At 64.0% G+C, this 23,655-nt stretch carries 24 protein-coding genes and 1 pseudogene; 12 read left to right on the top strand and 13 right to left on the bottom strand.

The features are described from left to right. Nucleotides 1-327: 327 nt before the first annotated feature. The 4 genes from OVA00_RS27285 to OVA00_RS27270 form a co-directional block, all read right to left on the bottom strand. Nucleotides 328-969 (bottom strand): hypothetical protein, encoded by a 642-nt coding sequence (locus OVA00_RS27285; RefSeq protein ID WP_060583317.1) that lies wholly within the window; start codon nucleotides 967-969, stop codon nucleotides 328-330. Between the two features lie 2 nt (nucleotides 970-971). Beyond that, the gene (locus OVA00_RS27280) at nucleotides 972-3,125 is read right to left on the bottom strand and encodes a xanthine dehydrogenase family protein molybdopterin-binding subunit (protein ID WP_113189608.1); all 2,154 of its coding nucleotides are present in this window, start codon (nucleotides 3,123-3,125) and stop codon (nucleotides 972-974) included. A 4-nt stretch (nucleotides 3,126-3,129) separates the two neighbouring features. Continuing rightward, nucleotides 3,130-3,585: a (2Fe-2S)-binding protein gene (locus OVA00_RS27275; protein ID WP_034793355.1), complete on the bottom strand. Its 456-nt coding sequence runs from the start codon at nucleotides 3,583-3,585 to the stop codon at nucleotides 3,130-3,132. Nucleotides 3,586-3,825: 240 nt separating this feature from the next. After that, nucleotides 3,826-4,221, bottom strand: coding sequence for an Ohr family peroxiredoxin (locus tag OVA00_RS27270; protein WP_034793353.1), 396 nt, complete (start codon nucleotides 4,219-4,221; stop codon nucleotides 3,826-3,828). A gap of 150 nt (nucleotides 4,222-4,371) precedes the next feature. Between OVA00_RS27270 and OVA00_RS27265 the strand changes: the two genes are divergently transcribed. Next, nucleotides 4,372-4,857 (top strand): MarR family winged helix-turn-helix transcriptional regulator, encoded by a 486-nt coding sequence (locus OVA00_RS27265; protein WP_034793351.1) that lies wholly within the window; start codon nucleotides 4,372-4,374, stop codon nucleotides 4,855-4,857. A gap of 127 nt (nucleotides 4,858-4,984) precedes the next feature. Here OVA00_RS27265 and OVA00_RS27260 read toward each other — a convergent pair whose 3' ends face one another. The 3 genes from OVA00_RS27260 to OVA00_RS27250 form a co-directional block, all read right to left on the bottom strand. Then, nucleotides 4,985-6,016 carry a DUF3095 family protein gene (locus OVA00_RS27260; RefSeq protein ID WP_268089970.1) on the bottom strand — a complete coding sequence of 344 codons (1,032 nt, stop codon included), beginning with the start codon at nucleotides 6,014-6,016 and terminating at the stop codon, nucleotides 4,985-4,987. A 199-nt stretch (nucleotides 6,017-6,215) separates the two neighbouring features. Next, a complete protein-coding gene (gene greA, locus OVA00_RS27255; RefSeq protein ID WP_034793328.1) occupies nucleotides 6,216-6,698 on the bottom strand; it encodes a transcription elongation factor GreA in 483 nt (160 codons plus the stop codon). Between the two features lie 167 nt (nucleotides 6,699-6,865). Beyond that, nucleotides 6,866-8,242 carry a phenylacetate--CoA ligase family protein gene (locus OVA00_RS27250; protein ID WP_268089969.1) on the bottom strand — a complete coding sequence of 459 codons (1,377 nt, stop codon included), beginning with the start codon at nucleotides 8,240-8,242 and terminating at the stop codon, nucleotides 6,866-6,868. A 323-nt stretch (nucleotides 8,243-8,565) separates the two neighbouring features. On the opposite strand from OVA00_RS27250, the gene OVA00_RS27245 reads away from it, so the two are divergent. Beyond that, nucleotides 8,566-9,219, top strand: a complete 654-nt coding sequence (locus tag OVA00_RS27245; RefSeq protein WP_113189610.1) for a glutathione S-transferase family protein — start codon at nucleotides 8,566-8,568, stop codon at nucleotides 9,217-9,219. 63 nt (nucleotides 9,220-9,282) lie between these two features. On the opposite strand, the gene OVA00_RS27240 is transcribed toward OVA00_RS27245, so the two are convergent. Then, a complete protein-coding gene (locus OVA00_RS27240; protein ID WP_060516119.1) occupies nucleotides 9,283-10,440 on the bottom strand; it encodes a M20 aminoacylase family protein in 1,158 nt (385 codons plus the stop codon). 157 nt (nucleotides 10,441-10,597) lie between these two features. Between OVA00_RS27240 and OVA00_RS27235 the strand changes: the two genes are divergently transcribed. Then, entirely contained in the window at nucleotides 10,598-11,131 is a 534-nt protein-coding gene (locus OVA00_RS27235; RefSeq protein WP_268089968.1) for a putative immunity protein, read from the top strand. A gap of 7 nt (nucleotides 11,132-11,138) precedes the next feature. Here OVA00_RS27235 and gcvA read toward each other — a convergent pair whose 3' ends face one another. After that, on the bottom strand, nucleotides 11,139-12,083 hold the full coding sequence (gene gcvA, locus OVA00_RS27230; protein ID WP_113294337.1) for a transcriptional regulator GcvA: 945 nt from the start codon (nucleotides 12,081-12,083) through the stop codon (nucleotides 11,139-11,141). Between the two features lie 124 nt (nucleotides 12,084-12,207). On the opposite strand from gcvA, the gene OVA00_RS27225 reads away from it, so the two are divergent. Continuing rightward, complete coding sequence (locus tag OVA00_RS27225; protein ID WP_034793321.1) at nucleotides 12,208-12,912, top strand: SDR family oxidoreductase; 705 nt, start codon at nucleotides 12,208-12,210, stop codon at nucleotides 12,910-12,912. A 70-nt stretch (nucleotides 12,913-12,982) separates the two neighbouring features. Here the strand turns inward: OVA00_RS27225 and OVA00_RS27220 are convergent, their stop codons facing one another. Next, the gene (locus OVA00_RS27220; RefSeq protein ID WP_268089967.1) at nucleotides 12,983-14,098 is read right to left on the bottom strand and encodes a sensor histidine kinase; all 1,116 of its coding nucleotides are present in this window, start codon (nucleotides 14,096-14,098) and stop codon (nucleotides 12,983-12,985) included. Between the two features lie 327 nt (nucleotides 14,099-14,425). Between OVA00_RS27220 and OVA00_RS27215 the strand changes: the two genes are divergently transcribed. From OVA00_RS27215 to OVA00_RS27205, 3 genes are all read left to right on the top strand, one after another. Then, on the top strand, nucleotides 14,426-14,569 hold the full coding sequence (locus OVA00_RS27215) for a hypothetical protein (RefSeq protein ID WP_034793319.1): 144 nt from the start codon (nucleotides 14,426-14,428) through the stop codon (nucleotides 14,567-14,569). Nucleotides 14,570-14,862: 293 nt separating this feature from the next. Beyond that, complete coding sequence (locus OVA00_RS27210) at nucleotides 14,863-15,360, top strand: GNAT family N-acetyltransferase (RefSeq protein WP_034793767.1); 498 nt, start codon at nucleotides 14,863-14,865, stop codon at nucleotides 15,358-15,360. Between the two features lie 246 nt (nucleotides 15,361-15,606). After that, nucleotides 15,607-16,023: a hypothetical protein gene (locus tag OVA00_RS27205; protein ID WP_034793318.1), complete on the top strand. Its 417-nt coding sequence runs from the start codon at nucleotides 15,607-15,609 to the stop codon at nucleotides 16,021-16,023. On the opposite strand, the pseudogene OVA00_RS40085 reads toward OVA00_RS27205, so the two are convergent. The 3 genes and pseudogenes from OVA00_RS40085 to OVA00_RS27180 all read right to left on the bottom strand — a co-directional run bounded on the left by OVA00_RS40085 (nucleotide 16,020) and on the right by OVA00_RS27180 (nucleotide 18,277). Then, nucleotides 16,020-16,800 (bottom strand): annotated as a pseudogene (locus tag OVA00_RS40085) (IS5 family transposase). The gene OVA00_RS27205 and the pseudogene OVA00_RS40085 sit on opposite strands and share 4 nt — an antisense overlap. A 61-nt stretch (nucleotides 16,801-16,861) precedes the next feature. Beyond that, on the bottom strand, nucleotides 16,862-17,263 hold the full coding sequence (locus tag OVA00_RS27185) for a hypothetical protein (RefSeq protein ID WP_060583410.1): 402 nt from the start codon (nucleotides 17,261-17,263) through the stop codon (nucleotides 16,862-16,864). Between the two features lie 111 nt (nucleotides 17,264-17,374). Beyond that, nucleotides 17,375-18,277: a LysR family transcriptional regulator gene (locus OVA00_RS27180; RefSeq protein ID WP_060601308.1), complete on the bottom strand. Its 903-nt coding sequence runs from the start codon at nucleotides 18,275-18,277 to the stop codon at nucleotides 17,375-17,377. A 298-nt stretch (nucleotides 18,278-18,575) separates the two neighbouring features. Between OVA00_RS27180 and OVA00_RS27175 the strand changes: the two genes are divergently transcribed. The 5 genes from OVA00_RS27175 to OVA00_RS27155 all read left to right on the top strand — a co-directional run bounded on the left by OVA00_RS27175 (nucleotide 18,576) and on the right by OVA00_RS27155 (nucleotide 23,608). Further along, nucleotides 18,576-19,349 (top strand): SDR family oxidoreductase, encoded by a 774-nt coding sequence (locus tag OVA00_RS27175; protein WP_060601222.1) that lies wholly within the window; start codon nucleotides 18,576-18,578, stop codon nucleotides 19,347-19,349. Between the two features lie 228 nt (nucleotides 19,350-19,577). Beyond that, nucleotides 19,578-21,884 (top strand): mechanosensitive ion channel family protein, encoded by a 2,307-nt coding sequence (locus OVA00_RS27170; RefSeq protein ID WP_060601228.1) that lies wholly within the window; start codon nucleotides 19,578-19,580, stop codon nucleotides 21,882-21,884. Nucleotides 21,885-22,061: 177 nt separating this feature from the next. Next, a complete protein-coding gene (locus OVA00_RS27165) occupies nucleotides 22,062-22,193 on the top strand; it encodes a hypothetical protein (protein WP_255380500.1) in 132 nt (43 codons plus the stop codon). 417 nt (nucleotides 22,194-22,610) lie between these two features. Beyond that, a complete protein-coding gene (locus OVA00_RS27160; protein WP_255380501.1) occupies nucleotides 22,611-22,733 on the top strand; it encodes a hypothetical protein in 123 nt (40 codons plus the stop codon). Nucleotides 22,734-23,215: 482 nt separating this feature from the next. After that, a complete protein-coding gene (locus OVA00_RS27155) occupies nucleotides 23,216-23,608 on the top strand; it encodes a hypothetical protein (RefSeq protein ID WP_060601230.1) in 393 nt (130 codons plus the stop codon). Nucleotides 23,609-23,655 lie beyond the last annotated feature (47 nt).

Here is a 23,655-nt window from a genome sequence, read left to right as displayed (position 1 = left end):
TTCGCAGTCGTCAGTTTGGCGAGGCGGCAGGTCATGAGCGCGAAGGTCGAACAGTCCGGCTGCATTGTCAAGGAGGACCCGCTCCTAGCGACGACGTGCCAGCGCTCCCCGATCGTCGCAGCAACGCCTCGATCTTGCAATTTTCAGTTGTTTACAGTTACTTGGCCGCATCAAATCCAATCTTGCAGCAGGCTTGGCGAAGGCTGCTGAAGATTGCATGACGCCGTGCGCGGCACGCGCTTCGACAGGCTGATACAGCGCTCGCCGGCAATCCAATCCGCTTAGCCCAAACTTGAGCTTCCGCTCAGTCCGGACATGAGCTTCCGCTCAGTCCGGACATTCCGCGCCGGTATCCACCCAGGCCGTGATCAGCGCGGCGAACTCCGGTTGCGAACCGGGCGGCGCGCTGCGGCCCTCACCCGGATGCCAGGCCCAGCCGACCAGGTGATCCTCGCCCATGTGCTTGATGAGATCGGCATGGGAGCGGTTGCCGTTACGCTCTGTGTCCTTCACCTGTTCGCAGATCTCGCGAACGGTGAGGCCCTGCCAGGCCATGCTTTCGGGCGCCAGCTGCCAATGGGCGTTGCCGGGGATGGACTTCAGCCGGCTGCCGACGATCGCCCGGTTCTCCGCGCCGTGGCAGGTGCTGCAGGCAAGGCCGGCCGGGCCCATCGAACTGTCGGCGGCGATCATCAGTGGCACATGCGGGTGCATGTCCTCGCCCTGCGTCGGGCTGCGCGTTGCCGGGTGACAGTTGATGCAGCGCGGATGGGTGAGCACCCGGCTCGCCTCGGCAAAGATCGCCTTCGAGCGCTGGCGCGCGTCGGTGATCGAGGCAAAGTCGGCCGCGCCTTTCAAGGCGCCGCCGCTGGCGGTTTCGGCAAAACCGCTGACCGGCTCGAAAGTGGCGATGAGACCTGCGGCCACGAGCGCGGATGCAAGCGAGAGAGCAAGGGCGGGCCTGTTCATGGTCACACCCTCCTCAGGTCGCCCTGGTCGATCGGCAGGGTTCTGAGCCGCTTCCCGGTCGCCATGAAGATCGCGTTCAGAAGCGCCGGCGCCACGCCGGGCGTGCCCACCTCGCCGATGCCGCCGGGCGCCTCGGCGCTCGGCACGATATGCACCTCGATCGGCGGCGTCTCGTGAATGCGCAGGACAGGCGCATCGTCGAAATTCCCTTCGACCACCGCGCCGTTTTCAACGGTGATGCGCCCGTAAAGTGCCGCACTCAGGCCGTAGACGACACCGCTCTGGATCTGTGCTTCGACCGTGTCCGGGTTGATCACCTGGCCGCAATCGACCGCGCAGACGATACGCTCGGTCTTGAACCTGCCGTTCCCGTCGAGGCTGACTTCGGCGACCATCGCCGCGAAGCTGCCGAAATCCTCGGCAACCGCGATACCCCGCCCCCTGCCCTTGGCAAGCGGGGTCGACCAGCCGGCCTTCTCGGCTGCAAGGTCGAGCGCGCCGAGCAGCCGCGGCTTGTGCTGCAGCAGCCGCCGTCGGTATTCGAGCGGATCGATGCCCGCCAGTTCCGCCAGTTCGTCGATTCCGCATTCGACCGGGGGAATGTTGCGGGTGGCGCCGACACCACGCCAGTTGCCGGTGAGCATGCCATCCGGCGCCTCTTGGCGGGCAAAATCGGTCTGCCTGTTTTCGATCGCATAGGGCGTTTCGGCCCCCGCCATCTGGTCGAGGTCGACACCGTCCTTGGTAAAGCCCGGGAACCAGCGCGCCATGACCGACGGGCCGATGACCCGGTGCCGCCAGGAGACCGGCATGCCGTCGGCCCCGAGCGTCGCCGTCACCTTGCTGTAGTTGAGGTAACGATAGCAGTCGTGACGGATGTCCTCCTCCCGGCTCCAGGTCACTTTCACCGGGCCCTTCACCTGCTTGGCGATCTTCGTCGCGAGGATCACGCCGTCGACATCGAGCCTGCGGCCAAAGCCGCCGCCGAGCAAGTGGTTGTGCACCACCACCTTTTCGACCGGCAGGCCGGTCACGTCGGCCGCCGCCTGCCGTGCCCGGCTCATGATCTGCGTCCCCACCCAGACCTCGCAGCCATCGGGGCGCACATGCACGGTGCAATTCATCGGCTCCATGGCGGAATGGGTCAGGATCGGCATGCGGTAGACGAATTCGTGCACCGGCCCATGCTCGGCCTCGGCCTTGGCGACATCGCCTTCGCTGACATGCGGCAGGGCCTTGCCGTCGATCGCCGCATCCATGAGGTGCTCGAGTTCGGCTTGCGAAACCGAGGCGCTCGGCCCCGGATCCCATTCGATCGAAAGGGCCGCGAGCCCCTTCCGCGCAGCGCCGGTATTGTTGGCGACGACCGCGACGGCCTCCTCGATGCGGACCACCTGACTGACGCCCTTGATCGCCATGGCCGGGGCCTCGTCGACTGAGCGCAGCTTGCCGTTGAAGTGCGGACAGATCGCGATCGCCGCATAGGAGACGCCATCCGGGCGGGCATCGATGCCGAATTTCGCCGTGCCGTTCACCTTCTCCGGGCTGTCGAGACGATGCACCGGCTTGCCGATCACCCGGTAGCTGGACGCCGGCTTCAGCGGCACCTCCTGCGGCACGACTTCAGAGGCCGCAGCCGCAATCAGGCTGCCATAGGCGGCGCGCCGGCTGCCGGCGGTCTCGACCACATGTCCCGCCTCGGCCTTGCAGGCGTCGGGCGAAACGCCCCAGTCGCGCGCCGCAGCACCGATGAGCATGATGCGGGCCGCCGCACCCGCCTTGCGCATCTGCTCGTAGACACCGCGGATCGCAAAGGAACCGCCGGTGATCTGGTCGCCCAGCAGCGGATTGGCATATTGCTTGGGGTCGGCCGGCGCATGTTCCAGCACCACCTGGTCGAGCCCGACCTCCAGCTCTTCGGCAAGCATCATCGCGACCGCCGTATAGATGCCCTGCCCCATTTCCACCGAGGGCATGACGAAGGTGATCTTGCCTTCCTGGGGAATGCGGATGAAGGCGTTCGGCGAAAAGGGCTCGCCCGCTGCGACGGCCGCCTGCGGCCTGAAGCTGATCACCAGCCCCGCACCGGTCAGCGATGCGCCGATCAGAAGCTGGCGGCGCGATAAGGAAAGGTTCGTTCTGTCGAAGATGGACATGGCATCACCCCCGCGCCGCAAGCTTGATGGCTGCACGAATGCGCGGATAGGTGCCGCATCGACAGATGTTTCCGGCCATGACGGCATCGATGTCGTCGTCGGTCGGCGTGGGATTGGCGGCAATGAGCGCGGTCGCCGACATGATCTGCCCGGATTGACAGTAGCCGCACTGCACCACGTCGATGTCGAGCCAGGCCTGCTGCACCCGTTTGCCCTCCGGCGTGTCGCCGATCGCCTCGATCGTGGTGATCGGCTTCTCCGCCGCCTCTGACACCGGCATCACGCAGGAGCGCGCCGCCTGCCCGTCGACATGCACCGTGCAGGCGCCGCACATGGCGATGCCGCAGCCGAATTTGGTTCCGGTAAGCCCTATCGTGTCGCGCAGGACCCAGAGCAGAGGGATATCGCCGTCCACATCGACGGCATAGCTCTTTCCATTGACCGTGAGGTTGTAAGGCATGCGACCATCGGCCCCTCAGGGCCGCTCCCCTGTACATGCGAAGGCGCGAAAATACCAACAAGGCGGACGATCGGCCAAATTACATTCTTGTGAGGTCCCGTCGGGAAAATCCCTCCTCCGCCGCCGCCGGACGCCATGCGTAGAGGAACGAGCGCTGCTGAAACGAAATCGGGATGCGCCGCGGCTGGTGACCAGCTCAGGCACATCCCGGTGATATCAATAGGTTTTTTTAAGCCGAAATCAGAGGAGATTGGTCTCGACGTCGATGTTGCCGCGCACTGCCTTGGAGTAAGGGCAGATATCATGGGCGGCGTGGATGATGTCGTGCGCAACGTCGCGGTCGAGACCATCCAGGCGAACGTTCAGGCGGGCACGCAGGAAATAGGAGCCGTCGTTGACGTTGAGATCGATCTCGGTATCGACCTGCGGCCCGGCCGGGAGCTTCACCTTGCGCTGCAGCGCTGCGAGCTCGATCGCGCCCAGGTAACAGGCCGACCAGGCGGCGCCGAACAGGTTTTCCGCGGCCGGATGCGGCTGGGTGAGCTTGAGTTCCAAAGTGCCGTCTTGGCTGATGGTGCCGCCGTCGCGGCCGCTGGTGTTGTGGGTCTTGCCGGTGAAAAGAAGCTTCTCGGTCATGTCATTTCCTCTCTGTTTGATTTTTTATCGGATCCGCTTTAATCGGATGCGATGTTTATAGATGAAGCGTGAGGCATCGTCAACACCATTGCGATTTAATCGGATACGATTTATATTAAGTGCAGACAACGAAAAGGAAAAAAGATTCCCATGTCCACGTCCAAGACTGCCAAGGACCCTGGCACTGCATCGGCCAAGGGCGGCAAGAAGCTTTCGAACTTCCTGTGCTTTGCGATCTACTCGGCAAATCTTGCCTTCGGCCGCGCCTATAAGCCCCTGCTCGACAAGCTGGGCCTCACCTATACCCAATACGTGACCCTCGTGGCGCTGTCGGAAGAGGACGACCAGACGGTGAGCACGCTTGGTGAAAAGCTCTTTCTGGAATCGAACACGCTGACGCCGATCCTGAAGAAGCTCGAGGCTGACGGTTACCTTCAGCGTCGCCGCGATCCCGCAGACGAACGCCAGGTGCGGCTGACGCTGACGCCGGCCGGCCAGGCGGTGGTGGATGCCGAGCCGGGTGCTGCGCTGACCGACGTGATCGGCCTCGGTGACGACTTTGAGACGGTGCAGCGGTCGGTGGCAAAGCTGCGCGACAACCTGCTAGGCGCTGGTCAGCCCGGAAACCGGAAATAGTGAAGGTCGCTGAAACGCCCGCCTGCCGCTGCCGCGATTATCGCTCGCGCAAAGGCCGGCACGGCGATTGGAGCGGCCAGCATCACGCGCAAGGGCGGCTCTCCGCCGCCCTTGCCGCTTGGCCGGATCAGGCACTCAAGCGCTCACGCGGCACCATCATTTCCGCCGCTTTGGCGTAACCGCCGTCCATGCCGTCGAGAAAATGCAAGTGCGCATCCGGTCGCGCCGACGGCACAAGGCAGGTCATCAGCGCGTGGCTCTGCCGGTGCAGCCCGAAGATCACCTCGCCGCGCGCCTTGGCGGCCGCAAGGATCGCCTCGATGCGGTCGATCTGCTCCGTCGTGCAATCCACCGTCAGGCGCAGGCCGTCGTCATATTTGCGAAAATCGGAACTGGCGGCCACTCCCGCCCAGCGCTCGGGCGCAACCCGCACCCGCGCGTCCTTCGGCACACCCATTTCCTCAGGCAGAGGATGCGACTGCCGCGGCCCTTGATCGAAGACAGCGATCACCGCGCGCGCCACGGCGGCAAAGCGCTCGGGCGTCACGTCGTCGGCGGGTTCGGCCAGCAGCGACAGGATCTGCCCCTGCCGGCTTGGAAACGGCCGCCATTCGCAGGCAAGGCCGGTCAGATCCGGTTCGGCTCCATGGCTTTCCGGCGAAAGCAGGTAACGACCCTCTTTCAACTGCCGCTCCGCCCACTTAAGCCCACCGCCGGCAAACATCGCATAGGTCGCGTTTTCCGATGCGGCATAGCGGGCGATGCGCACATCCTGGCCATGGTCCCTGATATCCCGGACCGTCAGCAGGCCGACGCGCGAATCGAGACCAAACCGGTCCCTTGCGAAGGCGGCGAGCTGCCGCAGCGCCGAAGCTGCCATTGCCGCGCCACCGGGCGCCAGCGCAAAGGCCGCGCCATCGCCGCGAAACACGAAGGGAAAATCGAAATCGCCGCGCGCATTGCCGATGGCGGCAATCGCCGAAGCGCCGACATAGTTGACGTCCTCGTAGCGCCCGGCCCGGATCGCGCCGGTGGAATTCACGACGTCGGTGATGCCGATCAGCCAGTCATCCGGCAGCGGCTCGTAGACATCGGGATCGAGCACGCGGGAAAACTCGCGATAGGCGCGAACGGGCGTAGCGTCACCAGTGTTGTGCATGTCCATTCTCCGTACCGACGAACCGAGGAAACCTCTTGGCCGCCTGCCTCCGGCAAGCGCCTCCGATCATCCGGCACCGCCAAATTAGATCGGACGCGATATAAATACCGAGCAACAGCGAAATGTCAAGATGACACTATTAAATCGGATACGATAATAATGGCCACGAATCCACGCGATCAAGCCGAAACGCTAAAGGTCAGGAAATCGCCACGACCTCGAGCTCCTGGTCGCCGACCGTGACGAGGTCGCCCACTGCCTTGCCCATGAGGATGCGTGCCACCGGCGAGACATAGGAGATCGATCCCGCCTTGGGGTCTGCCTCGTCCTCGCCGACGATCCGGTATTTTTGTACCCGCCCGTCGTCCCGGCTGAAGGTCACCGTGCTGCCAAAGGCGACGATCTCGTTGGAGGCAGGTTCGGGCATCAGCTGTGCGGTGCGCAGCCGTTCGGAGAGATAGCGCACGTCCCGCAAGGGTCCCGCCTGCTGCCGCCGCTTTTCGTTCACGTCGTCGATCGTGGCTGCCGCTTCATAGGCGACCCGCGCCTCCTGCATCTGCGCCTCCAGCGCCGTCAGCCCCGCCTTTGTCACCAGGTTCGGATGCGACGAAACCGCCCGGTCCGGCAGCAACGTTTCGGCGGCGGTTTCGGCACTTTCTTCCTTGGTGAAGGCAACGCTCAATCTTCAAAACTCCGTATCGCGGGCAAGAGGCCGGCTTCATATCGGGCCCGGACCGGCCTATCAACACTATAAGCCGCTTGCCCGCCCGCCGGCCACCGGAATGTCCACCTGCTGCCGCGTGGCCGAAGCCGGGCCGCGATTGCACCACGCGTGCATCCTGCCCTCTCCTAGTCGCCGCCGGAGACCACCAGCTTTTGCTTCGCGCCGCCGCCCGAACGCGCGATCGCATCCACGACCCGCACACGGAACTCCGCGGGTTCGGCTTCCACCGCCTCGAGTGCCGCACGCACGCCCAGTTCGACGGCAGCGTGGACGGCGGCCGCATCGGCGCCTTCAAACACGGCGATCGCGATTTCCAGACCATCCGGCAGTTGCACGAACTGGAATTGCCGCACCCCGGCCGCACCCGTCAGCGGCGAGCGAAGCCGGTGGGCGTGCACATTGACCGTCCCACCACCACGCCTGGGCAGCCGCAGCGTCTCTTCCCTCCGCCCGGCAATCGACCCGATCCGCCAGAACGGCAGGCCGCAGCGGCACGGCTCGGTCGCCATCGCCACGATGTCGGAGATCTCGTAGCGCACCAGCGGCAGCGCGCGATTGGCAAGGGTCGTCACCAGCAGCTTCGCACCCTCCACGCCGTCGGGTACCGGGCGGTCGTCTCCGTCCACCACCTCGAAGACGAAGCTGTCTTCGGCGAGATGCAGCCCGTCGCCAAGCAAGCATTCGTGGCCCATGGGTCCCGCCTCGGTGCAGACATAGCTGTCGGCGATGGCCGCCTGCCAGGTCTCGGCCGCAAGCTCGCGCACCTCCTCCGTCAGCGTCTCGGCGCTGGTTCGGAAAAGCCGCGGCCTGATCCTCAGCCGCCCCGCCTGCTGCTCGCCCGCCAGGACACGCACGAAGGACGGATAGGTCGAGATCACCTCGGGCTGGTTCAGGTTGAGGCCCTCCACGATCTCCTCGATCGGCATCAGCACGTTGAACCGGGGCGCCGGCGGCCTCAACGCCCGAAGCTCCACGCCGATATGGTAGGAAATATGGACCGGCGACGCGGCGAATATGGCAACACTGCGCGTCGTCTCGTCGATGCCGACGATCGCCTGGAAACGTACCATGTTGGCGATGGCCGATAGCCAGGCTGCGGGATCGAAGACCGCGACCCCACGCTCGCCGGTCGTGCCGCCCGTGGCAACGGCTCTGTATTCACCAAGCAGAAGCGAGCCGGAAGACTGTCCGCCGAGATGCCCCTCGACCAGTTGCCGGCTCAGCCTCGGGTCGGTAACGATCCGGTCGAAATTCTCCATAAGCGCCCGCTTCGTCAGCACGGGCAGGTCCTTGAGTGCGGCCCCCTGCGCCAAGCGGTCGCCAATGGTTTCGCGATAGTAGGGTGACGCATTGACCGCATACTTCAGGGCGGATTGCAGCGCGCCCCCCTGAAACGATCGCAACAGCTCCCGCGACCATTCCGAGCGCAGCAGACGCTCCTGTGCCGCCTTCAGCAGAAGGTCGCGATCGAGCGTCGGAGACGCGGCGGTGACTGGCGACATCGGATCAATCCTCGTGTCCTGCTTCAGCCTGGAACCGCGCCAACTGCAACCGGGCACGGTCAAAAGGTCGGCATGCGGACGAACCGTCGCTCCGGCAGATGGAACCGGAGCCCCTTGCCGCGGAAAGCGGAAACGGTCCGCCTGCCCGCTGCAACCGGGATTTGCGGCGAAACGTCCAATTGCACCTCAGGGCCTTGATTGTATCGCGAAAGCGGGGATCTATGCGACTGCAACGCGGAATACCCGCCCCGCCCCCAGTCTCGACGCAGGGCGACCAAGCTTCGGCCGGATTCGTCGCGGCACGACCAGGAGGAGAAGAGCAGTTGGCCGAGCCGTTTGTCGTCTACGGAGCCTCAGGCTCAGGATCGGTTCCGATCGAGGCCGTTTTGAGCCTCATCGGCGTGCCCTACCGCGTCGAGGAACACGCCCCCTGGGAAGGAAAGCAGGAGGCGGACAGGCTGGCGCGCATCAATCCCCTGCGCCAGGTTCCGGCCCTCGCACTCCCGACCGGCGAACTGATGACCGAAAGTGCCGCGATCCTGATCTGGCTTGCCGACGCACACCCTCAGAGCCGTCTGGCCCCGGCGATAACCGACCCAAAACGGCCGGCGTTTCTCCGATGGATGACCTTCGTATCCGCCGCCATCTACGCGCTCTATTGGATCACCGACAACCCGTCCCGCATCGCCGAACGGGAAGAAGACCACGCAACCGTCAAGGCCCGCGTGTTCGACCGCGTCGCCCATTGCTGGCAGCGAATGGGCGCGGAACTGCAACCGGGCAAATACCTTCTCGGCGATGAACTGTCGGTCCTCGACCTCTACGTCGCCACTGCCTCGCGCTGGTCACCCGGCCGCCGCCGCTTCTACGAGGTCGCCCCGACCCTTGCCGACATCGTCCGCCGCGTCGATACCGATCCGAAGCTCGCGACGCTCTGGGCGGAACGCTTTCCGTTTACCGAGGGCTGGGAGCGTTGAGGGCAGGAAACCTCGTTGATGTCGTCGCTGCAGCCGCAGCGCGATGGACATCCGGCCGATCGCTCAGAGCGGCATTCTGCCCTCCACGATGGCCCTGAAATAGGCCACGCCGAAAGGAATGGCATCGTCATTGAAATCGAACCGCGCGTCATGCACCGACGCGCTGTCGCCATTACCGATCAGCATGATGTTGCCGGGGCGCGCTTCGAGCATGAAGGCAAAGTCCTCCGAGCCCATCAGCGGCTCCAGGGCGTCGTTGACGTGCGCGTCTCCGACCAGGGATCGCGCCACGCTGACGGCAAAGGCGGTCTCTCTTCCATGGTTCACGGTCGGCGGAAACATGCGTTTGTAGGTGACCGTGGCGCTGGCTCCGTAGGCCTCGGCAATCCGTTGCGCGATGGAGGTAACGCGCGCCTCTATCAGGTCTCTCGTGCCGGGATCGTAGGTCCTGGTCGTCCCGCCCATCTCGGCCGATTGGGGGATGACGTTGCCGGCCTTGCCTCCTGCCATCCAGCCGACCGTGACCACGGCGCACTGACGCGGATGGACGTTGCGGGAGACGATCGTCTGCAAGGCCAGAAGTATATTGGCGCCGACCACCAGCGGATCGACGCTGACGTGCGGGGAAGCGCCATGCGCGCCCTTGCCGTCGACCCTGATCCTGAAGCCATCGGCCGAAGCGGCCAGAGGTCCACAAGCGGTGGCAAACTGCCCGATCGGCAAACCGGGCTCCGTGTGCATGGCATAGATCTCGTTGATTCCGAAACGCTCCATAAGGCCATCGTCGACCATGGCCTTGCCACCGCCGCCGCCCTCTTCGGCCGGCTGAAAGACGACCACGGCCGTGCCGTCAAATGCTCGCGCCTCGGCCAATTCCCGCGCGGCCCCCAGCAACATCGCCGTGTGGCCGTCATGACCGCAGGCGTGCATGACGCCCGTTGTCCTTGACGCCCAGGCGGCCCCCGTCGCCTCCTCGATTGGCAAGGCATCCATATCCGCCCGCAGGCCAATCACCCTGCCGCTTGACCGCTTCTGGCCGTGGATAACGCCCACGACGCCCGTCCGACCGATGCCGGTCACGACCTCGTCGCATCCGAACGCGGCGAGTTTGGAACGCACGAACTCCGCCGTTCTGTGGACGTCGAACTGCAACTCCGGATGGGCATGAATGTCGCGCCGCCAGGCAACGACATCGCCATAATCGGAACCGACGGCCGGCATGGAGCCTCCCTTTTCCTGAGTTTGCGGCTGCAAATGGCTCGGCGGTGAAAGATATGGCGTTTATGAAGGGATGCAACCTGCGTCCTTTATACAACCGATCGGCTTGTCACGTGGCGACCGCATGATATGCATTCGGCCTGTTCACCATGAGCACCCCATGACCGACGAAGCCTCACAACCGCTCCTGACCGAAGACGACCTGCGCCATATCACCCGCTGGGCGGTCCTGTGCGCCGCGCGCGCGCTGCCGGTCTTCGAGGCGGCGGTACCGGGCGATACCCGGCCGCGCGAGGCGATCGCCGCGGCTGTCGCCTTTTCCGAGGGCGGTCCGCGCACGGCCACCTTGCGCAAAGCCGCCTGGGGCGCCCAGGCAGCGGCGCGCGCGGTTGACGATCCCGCCGCCAAGGCTGCCGCCCGCGCGGCCATTGCTGCGGCCGGTGCGCCCTATACCCATCCGATCGAAACGCCGCACCAGATCAACCATGTGCTCGGCCCGGCTGCCTACGCCATCCAGGCGCTCTCGATCGGCGCGGCGGACGAGGCCGCCACCATCGAAGCCGACCTTCGGCAACTGATCGCCGCCGCGTCGCCGGAGATCCGAGGCATCGTCGGCAAGTTGCCGGGACGAAAGCCCAGCAAAGGTGCGTTTCACGCCCTGCTCTACCGGCTCGACACGGCGCTGCGTCGCTGATCGCGGATCAGGAACCCTCGCTCCGCCACCCATTTGCAGGCCCCCGATCGGTCGGGCCTCCCCGCTCCTTTTTCGCCTCGTCACTGAGCCAGGCGATCACAGTTTGAAGGCTGAGCGACTTTCGGTAGCGCGGCCAGACCAGATAGAAATCCGAGGGCCCGGTCATCGAGCCCTCGAACAGCCGGATGAGCCGCCCCTCGGCGAGATCGCGCGCGACGAAATCGCGGTTGGCAAGAACGATCCCCTGACCTGCCGTCGCCGCCTCGATCGCGTGCGAGGTCTGGTTGAAGCTGATGCCCTTGAACGAGGCCTGCCGGCTGCCACCGAAATGCCGCTCGATGAACTCCGGCCAGAAATTATGGGCGTCGTGCAGCAGCGTGTAGCCGGCCAGTTCCTCGGCGGTTTTCGGCGCCGGCCGCCCGGCAAGCAGCATCGGGCTGCAGACCGCGACGATCTCCTGCTCGAACAGCAGTTCCACCGCAAGCCCCGGCCCGAAGGGTGGCCGCCCATAGCGCACGGCGAGATCAACGCCATCGGCCTGGAAGCTCGACATGCGGTCGGTCGCCAGAATATGCAGGTCGAGATCCGGATGCCGCGCGGTGAAATCCGGCAGGCGCGGGATCAGCCAGCGCGACGCGAAGGACGGCGTGGTGCTGATCGTCAGCCGCACCGGCTGGGGCTTCAGCCCGTCGGTCGCCCGCGCGATGATCTCCAGCGCCCGCCTGACATCGGCGATATAGGCGCGCCCCTCGCCGGTCAGCGCCAGCGCGCGCGGCAACCGCTCGAAGAGCTTGACCCCAAGCTCGGCCTCGAGCCCGCGGATCTGCTGGGCGACGGCCCCTTGCGTCACGCCCAGTTCCTCGGCTGCGAGGCGAAAGTTCAGGTGGCGCGCGGCCACCTCGAACACTTTCACCCCATTCAGCGAAGGGAGCTTTCCCGGTGCATCACTCATCGGATAGTTTTTCTACTGCCATATGAAAGCGAAATTGCTTCGTCGTCGCATGGAAGAGATGGTATTTCAATGGCAGCACCCGCGAAAGCGGCATTCCACGAATATGGATGAGGAGATTGGTAAAATGGCAGTAGAAAAAGTGGCCGTAATCACCGCCGGCGGCTCAGGCATGGGAGCCGAGAGCGCCAGGCGTCTGGCAGCCGACGGCTACAAGGTTGCGATCCTCTCCTCCTCCGGCAAGGGCGAGGCGCTCGCCGCCGAGCTCGGCGGCATCGGTATCACCGGCTCCAACCAGTCGAACGATGACCTGAAGCGTCTTGTCGATGCGGCCATGGAAAAATGGGGCCGGATCGACGTGCTGGTCAACAGCGCCGGCCATGGCCCGCGCGCCCAGATCCTCGAAATCACCGACGAGCAGTGGCACACCGGCCTCGACGTCTACCTGATGAACGTCATCCGCCCGGTCCGCCTCGTCACGCCGATCATGCAGAAGCAGAAGGCGGGCGCGATCATCAACATCTCCACCGCCTGGGCCTTCGAGCCCTCGCCGATGTTCCCGACCTCCGCCGTCTTCCGCGCCGGTCTTGCCTCCTACACCAAGATCTTCGCCGACACCTATGCCGCCGACAATGTGCGCATGAACAACGTTTTGCCCGGCTGGATCGACAGCCTGCCGGCGACCGAAGAGCGCCGCGATGCCGTGCCGATGAAGCGCTACGGCACCAGCGCCGAGATCGCCGCCACCGTCGCCTTCCTCGCCTCTGATGGTGCCGCCTACATCACCGGCCAGAACCTGAAGGTGGATGGCGGCCTGACGCGTTCGGTCTGAACGCGAGCCACCCCTGTTACTCCCGTCGCGCGCCTCCCAGGGGCGCGCGCCAGCCATTGTCGCACCCCGTTCAGGCCGTCACGGCGTTGATGGCAGCATCGGCAAGCCGATCGGCGGCGGGTGCCCTCAACGGCATGGTCAGGGTCACGCGGAAATGGGCCGGGGAGACCGGTCCGGCGATGAGCGAACCGCCCTCGGGGAAGCGCGCCTTGACACGCTCTTCGACATTCGCAAGCCCCACACCGAGCCCGGATCGATTGACCATCGGCAGGACTTCGCCGGCATCGGACACGTTGTCGACCGAAAGCTGCAGCCGGTCTTCCTCCTGCGACGCGCTGATCGTGATCTTCAGATCGCCGGACGAGCGCCCGAGCCCATGCTTCACGGCATTCTCGACGAGCGGCTGCAGGATCAGGCTCGGCACCAGCGCCGTTCTCAGCTCCTGCGGAATGTCGAGCGTGACGCTGATGCGATCGGAGAACCGCTCTTTCTCGATCGCCAGATATTCCGATTGCAACGCCAGCTCCTCCGAAAGCGCCAGATCCCGCAGAGGATCCATCTCCAGCGTCTTTCGCAGAAACGACGACAGCGAAAGCACCACGCGGCTCGCCTGAGAGGAGGCGCCCTCCTCGATCAGACCGACGATCGAGTTCAGCGTGTTGAACAGGAAGTGCGGATTGATCTGGTAGTAGAGCGCCTGCATCTTCGCGGTCAGCGCCTCTTCGCGCGAGATCGCCAGCCGGCGCTCCTGCGCGCGGACCTTCAGATTGTACATGTAGGCGATGAAGAAGCAGGACCAGCCGAAGAACAGCGAGACGCCGTAAAACAGCGTGTAGCAGAAGTTCTCGATTGTATAGTCGACACCGACTGCGGGCTTCACATAGGTGAACAGGTGATAGTCGATGGTGGTTGCAACCGTCGACGCCAGAATGGACAGGACGGCCGACACGAAAACCTGGGCTGCGATGTTCCGCGCGCGCATCATCGCCACGATGTGCGAAATCATCAGCGTGATCAGCACGCAAACCAGCGACACGACGAGCTTGATCGGCGCGTAGTCGACCGGATTGACGCCCAGCACCACCCAGAGCCCGCCGGTCATGAAGAACTCGGCCGCCCAGAAGGAGAGCACGAGCTTGATCACGCGTGAGAAGAACGCCGCGGCGCTCGTGTCCGAATGGTCCATGTCGAAGGTTTTTCGGTAGAAACTTCCAAGCACCATTATTCCGGCCACCATCCGCATTCGGTCATTCGCGTCGTTCAATCTATTTGCCTCAATTAGCGAAAATCAACCAATGCAGGCAAATCAACCTTTGTACGCCACAGGAATAGAAGGCGCTGCGGGCGCGCTGAGGTTCCCCTGCGCGGCCACACAGACGCCAGCATAGTGGTCAAATCGGCCCCCTCAGTCGCTTGGCCGGGCCACCCTCCGTGCGCATGTTCGTCGCTATCCCGTTGTCTTTCCTTGAGAAGCTCCTATTTCCCTGACGAAACCGCGAAAAAGGAGTTCCGCATGAACCGAAACGGCCTCTATCTCGTCATCGCCCTGCTTGCCGTCGCCGTCGTCGGCCTCGGCATCTATGTCTACCAGGAAGAGACGAAGCCGGGCGTCGAGATCAAGATCGGCCAGGACGGCGTTTCGGTTCAGGAAAACTAGGACGCAGGCAACAGGCGCGAACGACGAAGCGGGAACGGACCTCAACCGGCCGCCGCGTGAACGCGTTGCGCTACCAGAGCCGCCTGTTGACCATGGCAAAGGCCTGGCCCTATACCGAACCTGCTCGCCTGAACTGAGCAGAGGAATTGTCGATGCTGGAGCTTGTTCTCACCCACTGAGCGTCTCGATCGGTCGAGACGCGAAACCGCGCCACCGGTGAACGATACCCGTCGTTCGCGGTCGACAGCGCGCGACTGAAGGGTTTCAAGAACAGGTTTTTGACAATGACCACCATCGACATACGCTCCGAACGAGCGACTGACATCGCAACCATCCGGCAGATCACCAAGGCCGCTTTTGCGCCGATGGCCTATAGCAGCCAGACGGAGGCCGAAATCATCGACGCGCTGCGCAACGCCGGCGCCTTGACGATCTCGCTGGTCGCCCTCGACCAGGGCGAAATCATCGGTCACGTCGCCTTCTCCCCGGTCACGATCGACGGGAAGGACAAGGGCTGGTTCGGTCTCGGCCCCGTCTCCGTCAGGCCCGACCACCAGAAGAGCGGCACCGGCGGCAGGCTGATCCGCGAAGGCCTTGCGCGCCTTGCAAAGACCGGCGCCAAGGGCTGCGTCGTTCTCGGCGAGCCCGACTACTACAAACGCTTCGGCTTCGAGAACCACGCCGCCCTGCGCCTTGAAGGCGTTCCGGCCGAATACTTCATGGCAAAGGCGTTCGAAGGTCCGGTACCGTCAGGGCGCGTCAGCTTTCACGCGGGCTTTGATGCAAGCTGATTGACCTGACGACATGCCTCGGAGCGCGATGTGGAAGCACATCGCGCTCCGATACTCGCCTGCTTCCTCGTCGCCGAGAAGGGACGCCTGTTCGGCGACGCCAGCGTCAGAACCGCGCCGGCGCTGGACGCATGAGCATCTTGATTTTGCATCCCGAATGACTGTCCATGACGACAACCGTCGCGACTCGCTGCTGCCAGGCGATCACGAGAGACCGCGACATCCCGAAACGCCAAAGGTGCCGCGTTGCCTGCAAGCCTTTCCTTCACCGCCGCGCTGCTGCTTGTGGCCGCATCCGCCTCTGCGGCGATGGCAGGCGAGACGAGCACCGCGCCCTCGGGCACCTATTGCGGCCAGCTTTCCTCCGCCGGCGTGCTCTCGGACGCCGAGACGCATTTCGAAACCGCTGCCGATGGTACGGTCGTCGGCAAATACGTGTTTTCCGATCAGGGCCAGTCCGTCGACGGTGAACTCGCCGAAACCGGCGACGATGGCGACGGCAGCGATCTCACCCGAAGCTTCATGTGGCGCGACAAATACGGCTACGGCCAGCTGATCGTCACCTTCACGCCGGATTTCTCCGAATTCGACGGCAAGTGGAATGCCGGCGGATCCGAGTTCCTGCCGTGGAACGGCCGGCGGTGTCATCAGACGATCAGCTAGGTCCTGTTGACAAAGTGCGGTAGCCAGATTTTTACCGCCGCTAGTAATAGGAACGCTTCGAAGGATTTTCGCGTTTTGTCGTAGCGGGTGGCGACTCTGCGAAACTGTTTGAACCGGTTGAACATTCGTTCGATACGGTTTCGATCCTTGTAGGCCTTGAAGTCACAGACAGGCGGTGCTTCCGGTTGGCTTTCGGCGGTATGACTGGCCTTATGCCGTGGATCAGCAACTCTTCGCGGATGAAGTCGCCATCGTAACCCTTGTCGGCGAGAAACAATCTGGGTTTGCAGACCGGGATCGCGAGAAGCGACGGAACGGCGACGTAGTCGGAAGTCTCGCCGCCTGTCACGGCAAAACCACGAGGGCGTCCCTGACCGTCTGCGCGGGCGTGGATTTTCGTCGTAAGACCGCCGCGTGATCGACCAAAAGCCTCCTTATAAGTCCCCCTTTAGCGCCAGCAGCCTGCGAATGGCCTCGGACGGTGGTGCTGTCGATCATGTGCTGCCAATCATCGGTCAGCCCCAGTTCGACAAGCGTTTCGAGGAGTGCATCCCAGACACCTTGTTCAGCCCATCGACGGAACCGGACATAAATCGAATTCCACTTGCCATAACGCTCATGCATGTCGCGCCAGGGGCATCCAACGCGTAGAACATGCAGCATCCCGTTCAGAAAACGCCGATTATCATAAGCGGGGCGCGACTTACGCCCGCGTTCTCTCGGTAAGAACGGCTCGATGATATGCCATTCCTCTTCGCTCAAATCGCCTCGCGCCAACGCTACCTCCCAAAAGGCAGCTTTGAATCATGTTCTCACCGATTGAGAATCCCAGTGCATTTCAATCAGGTAGAGCACCAATCAACGTTCTGTGTTGCGGCCCACCTTCCGTGTCGCGGCGTATGAGAGAAACCGTTTCGAAGAGAACTTCGATCATTACGTCATTGAAAGATATAAGCCAAAATCTCGGGTTCAGGGCCTTCCATTTGGAGGTCTCTTCGCCGCCAACAATTTCATTGAAAGTCCATGGATGGACTGGATACCGGCACTCTTTCAGGCCCTCAACATTCATGGGCGTTATTCTGAAATCGATAATTTCTCCGAATTTTAGCACCACATTGCCGCCTCCCGCACGCACCGAGGCTTCATAGCAAACGAATGCGTCGTTCCCGTCATACAGCACGGCAGGGTTTGCGACCGTTCCTAACTCGGGAAAAGCCTCTAGGGGAACTGATACTTGCATGATCGCAGTGCCGGATCGGTGGAACGTCAAGGCACGGTTCGACGTAAATGGTCACTTTGTCAACAGGGCCTAGAGCACGCCAACGAAGCGAGCCCAAACCGCATCGCCGCCTCACGCCGCAATCACCGCCCGCATCAGCCCCTCCAGCCAGTCGGCAAACACCTTGAGCCGGCGCGACAGATGCTGGCGGTGCGGGTAGAGCAAAGCCATCGGCATCGGCGCGGCGACGTGATGCGGCATCACCTCGACCAGCTGGCCCGCTCTGATGTGATCGATCACGTCATAGGCCGGGATCTGGATAAGGCCGAGGCCGGCGAGGCAGCAGGCGATGCTGCCTTCGGCGCTGTTGACGCTGACCCGGCCGGCAACCGAAACCGTGCGCGCCTCGCCGTTCTCCATCCATTCCCAGTCCTCCACCCGGCCGCTCGAGGGTGAAGCGTAGTTGACCGCGACGTGGGCGCTGAGATCGTTGGGCGTCTCCGGCGTGCCGTGGCGCTCGAGATAGTCGGGGCTTGCGACATTGATCAGCCTGAGTGTGCCGAACGGCCGGGCAATCAGGCTCGAATCCTCGCGCGGTCCGACACGCAGCGCGCAGTCGACGCTTTCCTCGATCAGGTGCACCGCCCGGTCGGTCATGCCGAGATCGATGTCGATGCCGGGGTACCGCGCCAGGAACTCCGGCAGCGCCGGCGCCACGATCAGCCGGCCGATGCGGCTCGGCAGGTCGACCCGCAGTCGTCCGGTCGGGCCGGAGGTGTCGCGGCGAAACAGGTTCTCCGCCTCGTCCATATCGGAAATCAGCCGCAGGCAGCGCTCGTAGAAGGCTGCCCCATCCTGCGTCGGCGCAACCTTGCGCGTGGTACGATGGAGAAGTCGCGTGCCGAGCCGTGTTTCGAGCGTCTGCACCGCCGCCGAAACCGAGGAGCGCGGCAGGCCCAGCGTGTCGGCCGCGCGGGTAAAACTCGCGCTTTCGACGACACGGGTGAAGATGCGGAAAAGCTCGATCCTGTCCATGCCGGCGCGCGACGCCTCACCCCCATTGTTCGTCATTCCTGACAAGTCATGTCGCGTTCGGGGACTTTATGCCAGCAGCGCCGACGATATTCTCCTGGTCGCGATGCCGGTCGCATCACCGACCGCTCACGTCGGCGGCGATAAGGCCCGCACCCTATGAAGCAAGAGACACGACGTCCGCAACGAGCGGCGGTCGCACAGGCGGCCCGTACCGGAGAGCGGGGCGATTTCGGGCAAATGCGTAGCCCCGCCCGCCGAACGAAAGCATCCGCCATCAGGCGCACAACAGGAGAAACCCATGGCAGACCACAGCATCAACGGCAAAACCGCCCTCATCGCCGGCGGCGCGAAGAACCTCGGCGGCCTGCTCGCACGCGATTTTGCCGCACACGGCGCCCGTGGCGTCGCGATCCATTACAACAGCGCGGCGACGAAGGCGGCAGCCGATGAAACCGTGGCGGCGATCAAGGCGACCGGTGCCGCGGCCCACGCCTTCTCCGGCGATCTCACCAGCGCCGCCAATGTCGAAAAGCTCTTTGCCGACGCCAAGGCGGCGCTCGGCAGCATCGACATCGCCGTCAACACCGTCGGCAAGGTGCTGAAAAAGCCCTTCGTCGAGATCACCGAGGCCGAATACGACGAGATGAGCGCGGTCAATTCGAAGTCCGCATTCTTCTTCCTGCGCGAGGCCGGCAGGCACGTCAGCGACAACGGCAAGGTCTGCACGCTGGTCACCTCGCTGCTCGGCGCCTTCACGCCCTTCTATGCGGCCTATGCCGGCACCAAGGCGCCGGTGGAGCACTTCACCCGGGCAGCCGCCAAGGAGTTCGGCGCGCGCGGCATCTCCGTGACCGCCATCGGCCCCGGCCCGATGGATACGCCCTTCTTCTACCCGGCCGAAGGCGCCGACGCCGTCGCCTATCACAAAACCGCATCGGCCCTTTCGGCCTTCTCCAGCACCGGCCTCACCGACATCGAGGACATCGTCCCCTACATCCGCTTCCTCGTCTCCGACGGCTGGTGGATGACCGGCCAGACGATCCTGGTGAATGGCGGCTACACGACGAAGTAGGCCGGAGGACCTGGCACCGGAGCATCCGCCCAGTGTCTCTCTCCCCGCATGGCGGGGAGAGATGTCCGGTAGGACAGTGAGGGGTAGCTTCGGCGCAGGGGAACCCTTGGTGAGCGGCGGCCCTGGCGCGGCCCAGTCCTCATCCCGCCCCACAAAATTCGATTGGAATTTTAGAACGTTATGTAATGTGATGGACAAGGCCGCAGGGCGGACAACCGATTTTGATGGATGAATTTCATGCTGCGTTTCCACTTCCTCTGCCGCCATCTGCTGGCGGGCCTCGTTCTCGTCCTGACCCTCGCCCTGCCTGCACTCGCCGAGACGACGCCTCCGCCGGTCACCGTGATCCTCACACCCGGCCAGAGTGCTGCCGAGATCGAGGAGACCTTGCGCGCCGCCGCCAAGGCCGGCGGGTCGGTGACCGTCGAGTGGCGCGACGCTGCGGCGCAAGCCTCGGGCGAAACGCCGACGCCCGCTGGCGCTGGCGTCGCGGCACCGGCGCCCGCGTCGGGGGGCGCGGCCACGCATCAGGCTGCACCCGCAACCACGACGCCTGAACCAACGTCCTCGCCCGATCAGCCGGACACGCTCGACACGCTTTCCGCTCGTTTTGTCAATGGCTTGCAGATGGGCGTTGCCGGTATGTCCGGCATCGCCGGGGTGATGGCTGACGTTGCGGCAGGCATCCGCGCCGAGGGCTGGTCGGTGGTTTCGGTAACAGCCGTGGCCCTGCTCGCCGTCGCAGCCGGCCTTGCCGCCGCCTTTGCCAGCCGGCTCCTCATCCACCGGCTGTTCGGCGCCTCGTTCGAAGTGGTCGATCTGCTCCACCGCATGCGCGCCTCGCTGATCCGGCTTGGCTTCGACATCGCCTATCTGGCGATCTTCGCCGTGGCCGCGCATGCCGTTGCCCGCCTGTTCCTGACGCCGGCCACTGCCTCTGCCGAACTCGCCCACGCCCTCATCACCATCGCCCTCGCCTCCGTGGTCTATGCGGTCGGCGCCCGTTTCCTGTTTGCGCCGACGCGGCCCGAGATCCGCCTGCTCGATATCGCCCACCCGCGCTTCCACGCCAACATGCTGACCGCCTATGGGGCGATCGGCGCCATCCTCGGCGCCAGCCTGCGCTTTGCCCACCAGCGCGGACTGGAGAACGCTGCGACCGATGGCTGGCTGTTGATCGGCGTGACCCTGTTGACGCTGTTGAAACTCTATTGGTTCATCGCCGGCGCCGGCGATATCCGCACGGTGTTTGCCGGTGAAAACCCAGGCCCGGTGCGCCGCGCCATCGCCTTCGGCGTGCCCGAATTCTATGCGGCAAGCGCCATCGTGCTCTGGCTGATGAGCGTCATCGTTGCCGGCAGCCCGAACAGCGCCGCCTGGAGCTTTGCCGGCGGCACGACACAGATCATCCTGCTCGCGCTTCCGATCCTTGCCTTCGGCATCCATTCGCTGGCGGGGGCTGCCGCCGAGCGCCGGCGCACGCCGGCCTCCCACGCGCTGCACGCGGCGATTTCGGGCAGCGTCCAGACGGCGCTTGCCGGCGCCATCTGGCTCATCGGCCTGCATCTGATCATCACGCTCTGGCGCCCGGTGCTCGTCCAGCATGATACGGCCGGCGCCATCGGCTGGATCGTCATCCTCGAGCGCATCAGCCTTGCGGTGGTCGCGAGCTGGGTGATCTGCAGTTTCCTCTGGAAGAGCTTCGAGGCCTTCGCGCCCACCGCCCGCCTCGCTTTGCCCGGCGACAGCGAGGACGATACGGTGGTCCACCAGCAAAGCCGGATTTCGACCATCCTGCCGCTCGTCCGCAACCTCATCTTCGGCGGTATCTTCGCCGTCACCAGCCTCGTCATCCTTTCCGCACTCGGCATCAATATTGCGCCGCTGATCGCCGGCTTCGGCGTGCTGGGCCTCGCCCTTTCCTTCGGCTCGCAGACGCTGGTGAAGGACGTCGTCTCCGGCATCTTCTTCATCGCCGACGATGCCTTCCGCGTCGGCGAATATGTCGATACCGGCAAGCTCAAGGGCACGGTCGAGCGCATCTCGCTGCGCTCGCTCCGGCTGCGCCACCAGAACGGCCAGATCCACACGATCCCCTATGGCCAGCTTCAGGCGGTCACCAATTTCAGCCGCGACTGGAGCACGGTGAAGTTCGAGTTGAAATTCGAGCGCGATGCCGACCCCGAGAAAATCCGCAAGACCATCAAGAAGGTCGGCCTTGCCATGCTGGAGGATCCCGAGATCGGCGGCGAATTCCTGGTGCCCTTGAAGATGCAAGGCATCCAGGACGTCACCGAAAACTCGCTCGTCGTGCGCCTCAAGTTCACCGCCCGCCCCGGCAACCCCAGTATCCTGCAGCGCGAGTCGATGAAGCGCCTGCTGCCGGCGCTGCGCGAAGCCGGCCTCGACCTCGCCTCCAACGCCGTCACCGTGCGCTCCGGCGCTGCGGGTGCAGCCGAGGCGGAAGCGGCCGCCGCCAACCTGGCGCTGGCGAAAAAGCCGGCAGCGGCCGAAACGGCGGAGGCGGAGGGATAAGCAGGCAGTCGATGGCGACAGCGGCATGGACATGCCGTGTCCGCCAACGGCACGCGTCCTCCACCTATCTCGGTCCGGCGGCGAGGACACGCAATCATTCCACGCGCCGCGACGACCTTTGCGTGTATGGTGGGTCGCGCGGGCGCGGCAGCAGCGCCTTTCGATGGAGCGTCAGGAATGGATAACGATCACCTCTGGTACTGTCTCGTCGGCACGAAGGACACCAACACCGGCATGGCCCGCTTCCTGCTGGCCGTCGGCGCATTCATCGTGCTGTTCGGCGTCGTCTTCTGGATCCTCGGCCTGTAGAGCCGTTCGGCGGCCATCTCTTCAAATCGACATCGAAGGTCCAGAAGCCCGAAGGGATGCGAAAGCGCTCCTCACGCGTCCGAATTCACACGGCTGCGCCCCTTCCGCCGCCCGTTGAACTTCTCGGTGGCCGGCCGCAACTCCGATCCGTCGGTCTCGCGCAACCGCTTCAACACGGCGTGTAGCTCCCCGGGGAAATCTCCGGCCCAGGACGGGCTGGAGCACACCGAAAAGCTGCATGCCTCCGCGATTTCCCGCTGTCCCCACGGGAACAATAGTCGGCCCCGCCCATTTGCTAGAACAGGTTCAACAAAAGGCCGGAAGGCCTTTGACCGGAAAGCACAGGGCTTCCGGATCGATCACCGCCCGGCGCAACGAAGGATCAATGCCAGGCAAGAAGGAAGTCGGAGCAACGCCATGCGCATCATCCTGGTAGCCCTTGTCGCCTCAGTCATGAGCATCCTGGTGTTCAAATATGCCGATCATTCGCTCGGCAACACGCAGATCGTTGCAACAGCCGAACAGCTGGCCGCCCTTTAAGAACCTCCCCCTGATCGTGCTGCCGGTAGCAGAACGATGCTTCGGCCCGGCGCCACAGCTCTCCATCCTCCCCATCTCTGGCTGAAGACGGCACTCGCACTCGAAGTGCCACCACAGGGATTGCCTTTGTCCAGTCGGCGCGAAGGACATCGGTCGTGGCCCGCCGACCGTTACCGTTTCCATACCAGGCGTCTCTGGCAGCTGCCCCGCAGGCGCAGCGACATAGCCCCGCCACCGATCGTGCCCTGCCCGCCCGTCCCCGCTCCGGCCGAGGGCGCAATTGGGAGCGCCCAATTTCGCAACCTCTAATAGACACCGAACGATCGGAGAACGGTCCAAGCACGAAAGTGGTTTTCCCGTAGCCTCCTCCCCCAAATGGGGGAGGAACATTTCGTGAAACCACTCGACGCGTAAGCGCGCCTCTTGCTAACCGCTAAAGTTGTCTTAAATAGGCATGGGCAACAATTTATACGATTGAATAAATGGACTTTCGTCTCGTCGCCGGCGGCATGTTTGTCGCTCTGCTGTGCGCAATCGCCATCGTCCTGTTCGCGCCGCGAACCGAGCAATATATGAGCTATTCCAAATATGAGTGGACGATCTCCGCGTTGCGCAAGCGCCCGGGCGCGCAGCGGCAATATGTAGAGGCATGCGTATCGGAGTACCTGCCCGACCTGAAGGACAATGCGCTTGAGGGAACGCCCTATTCCAGCCGGAAAGAAATGGCGGAGGACGTCTGCCGGCGCTACTTCAAAGTGTTCATCGATGGCAGGCTGACCTTCGCCGAGTTCAACCGCTCGATGTACGAGGAGCTTCCATTCTCCGCGGTCGAGGAGGCTGAGCGCCGGGAGCCACGCCCTCCGCGCAGCAAGTGAAGGCCAAAGGCCTCGCCTCTGCACTCGCCGCAGCTGTTGGCTCACCC

Source organism: Ensifer sp. SL37, assembly GCF_026672675.1.
GTDB classification, from domain to species: domain Bacteria; phylum Pseudomonadota; class Alphaproteobacteria; order Rhizobiales; family Rhizobiaceae; genus Ensifer; species Ensifer adhaerens.
This window is presented reverse-complemented; position numbering and strand designations above follow the sequence as displayed.

Bases quoted from the DNA above. Each gene is read 5' to 3' on its own strand.
- OVA00_RS27260 (WP_268089970.1), bottom strand. From the start codon at position 6,016: ATGCACAACACTGGTGACGCTACGCCCGTTCGCGCCTATCGCGAGTTT.
- OVA00_RS27180 (WP_060601308.1), bottom strand. From the start codon at position 18,277: ATGGACAGGATCGAGCTTTTCCGCATCTTCACCCGTGTCGTCGAAAGC.
- OVA00_RS27225 (WP_034793321.1), top strand. From the start codon at position 12,208: ATGGCAGTAGAAAAAGTGGCCGTAATCACCGCCGGCGGCTCAGGCATG.
- OVA00_RS27280 (WP_113189608.1), bottom strand. From the start codon at position 3,125: ATGTCCATCTTCGACAGAACGAACCTTTCCTTATCGCGCCGCCAGCTT.
- OVA00_RS27285 (WP_060583317.1), bottom strand. From the start codon at position 969: ATGAACAGGCCCGCCCTTGCTCTCTCGCTTGCATCCGCGCTCGTGGCC.
- OVA00_RS27240 (WP_060516119.1), bottom strand. From the start codon at position 10,440: ATGCCGGCCGTCGGTTCCGATTATGGCGATGTCGTTGCCTGGCGGCGC.
- OVA00_RS27155 (WP_060601230.1), top strand. From the start codon at position 23,216: ATGGACTTTCGTCTCGTCGCCGGCGGCATGTTTGTCGCTCTGCTGTGC.
- OVA00_RS27175 (WP_060601222.1), top strand. From the start codon at position 18,576: ATGGCAGACCACAGCATCAACGGCAAAACCGCCCTCATCGCCGGCGGC.
- gcvA (WP_113294337.1), bottom strand. From the start codon at position 12,083: ATGAGTGATGCACCGGGAAAGCTCCCTTCGCTGAATGGGGTGAAAGTG.
- OVA00_RS27160 (WP_255380501.1), top strand. From the start codon at position 22,611: ATGCGCATCATCCTGGTAGCCCTTGTCGCCTCAGTCATGAGCATCCTG.
- OVA00_RS27170 (WP_060601228.1), top strand. From the start codon at position 19,578: ATGAATTTCATGCTGCGTTTCCACTTCCTCTGCCGCCATCTGCTGGCG.
- OVA00_RS27185 (WP_060583410.1), bottom strand. From the start codon at position 17,263: ATGCAAGTATCAGTTCCCCTAGAGGCTTTTCCCGAGTTAGGAACGGTC.
- OVA00_RS27275 (WP_034793355.1), bottom strand. From the start codon at position 3,585: ATGCCTTACAACCTCACGGTCAATGGAAAGAGCTATGCCGTCGATGTG.
- OVA00_RS27270 (WP_034793353.1), bottom strand. From the start codon at position 4,221: ATGACCGAGAAGCTTCTTTTCACCGGCAAGACCCACAACACCAGCGGC.
- OVA00_RS27165 (WP_255380500.1), top strand. From the start codon at position 22,062: ATGGATAACGATCACCTCTGGTACTGTCTCGTCGGCACGAAGGACACC.
- OVA00_RS27250 (WP_268089969.1), bottom strand. From the start codon at position 8,242: ATGTCGCCAGTCACCGCCGCGTCTCCGACGCTCGATCGCGACCTTCTG.
- OVA00_RS27265 (WP_034793351.1), top strand. From the start codon at position 4,372: ATGTCCACGTCCAAGACTGCCAAGGACCCTGGCACTGCATCGGCCAAG.
- OVA00_RS27235 (WP_268089968.1), top strand. From the start codon at position 10,598: ATGACCGACGAAGCCTCACAACCGCTCCTGACCGAAGACGACCTGCGC.
- OVA00_RS27220 (WP_268089967.1), bottom strand. From the start codon at position 14,098: ATGGACCATTCGGACACGAGCGCCGCGGCGTTCTTCTCACGCGTGATC.
- OVA00_RS27215 (WP_034793319.1), top strand. From the start codon at position 14,426: ATGAACCGAAACGGCCTCTATCTCGTCATCGCCCTGCTTGCCGTCGCC.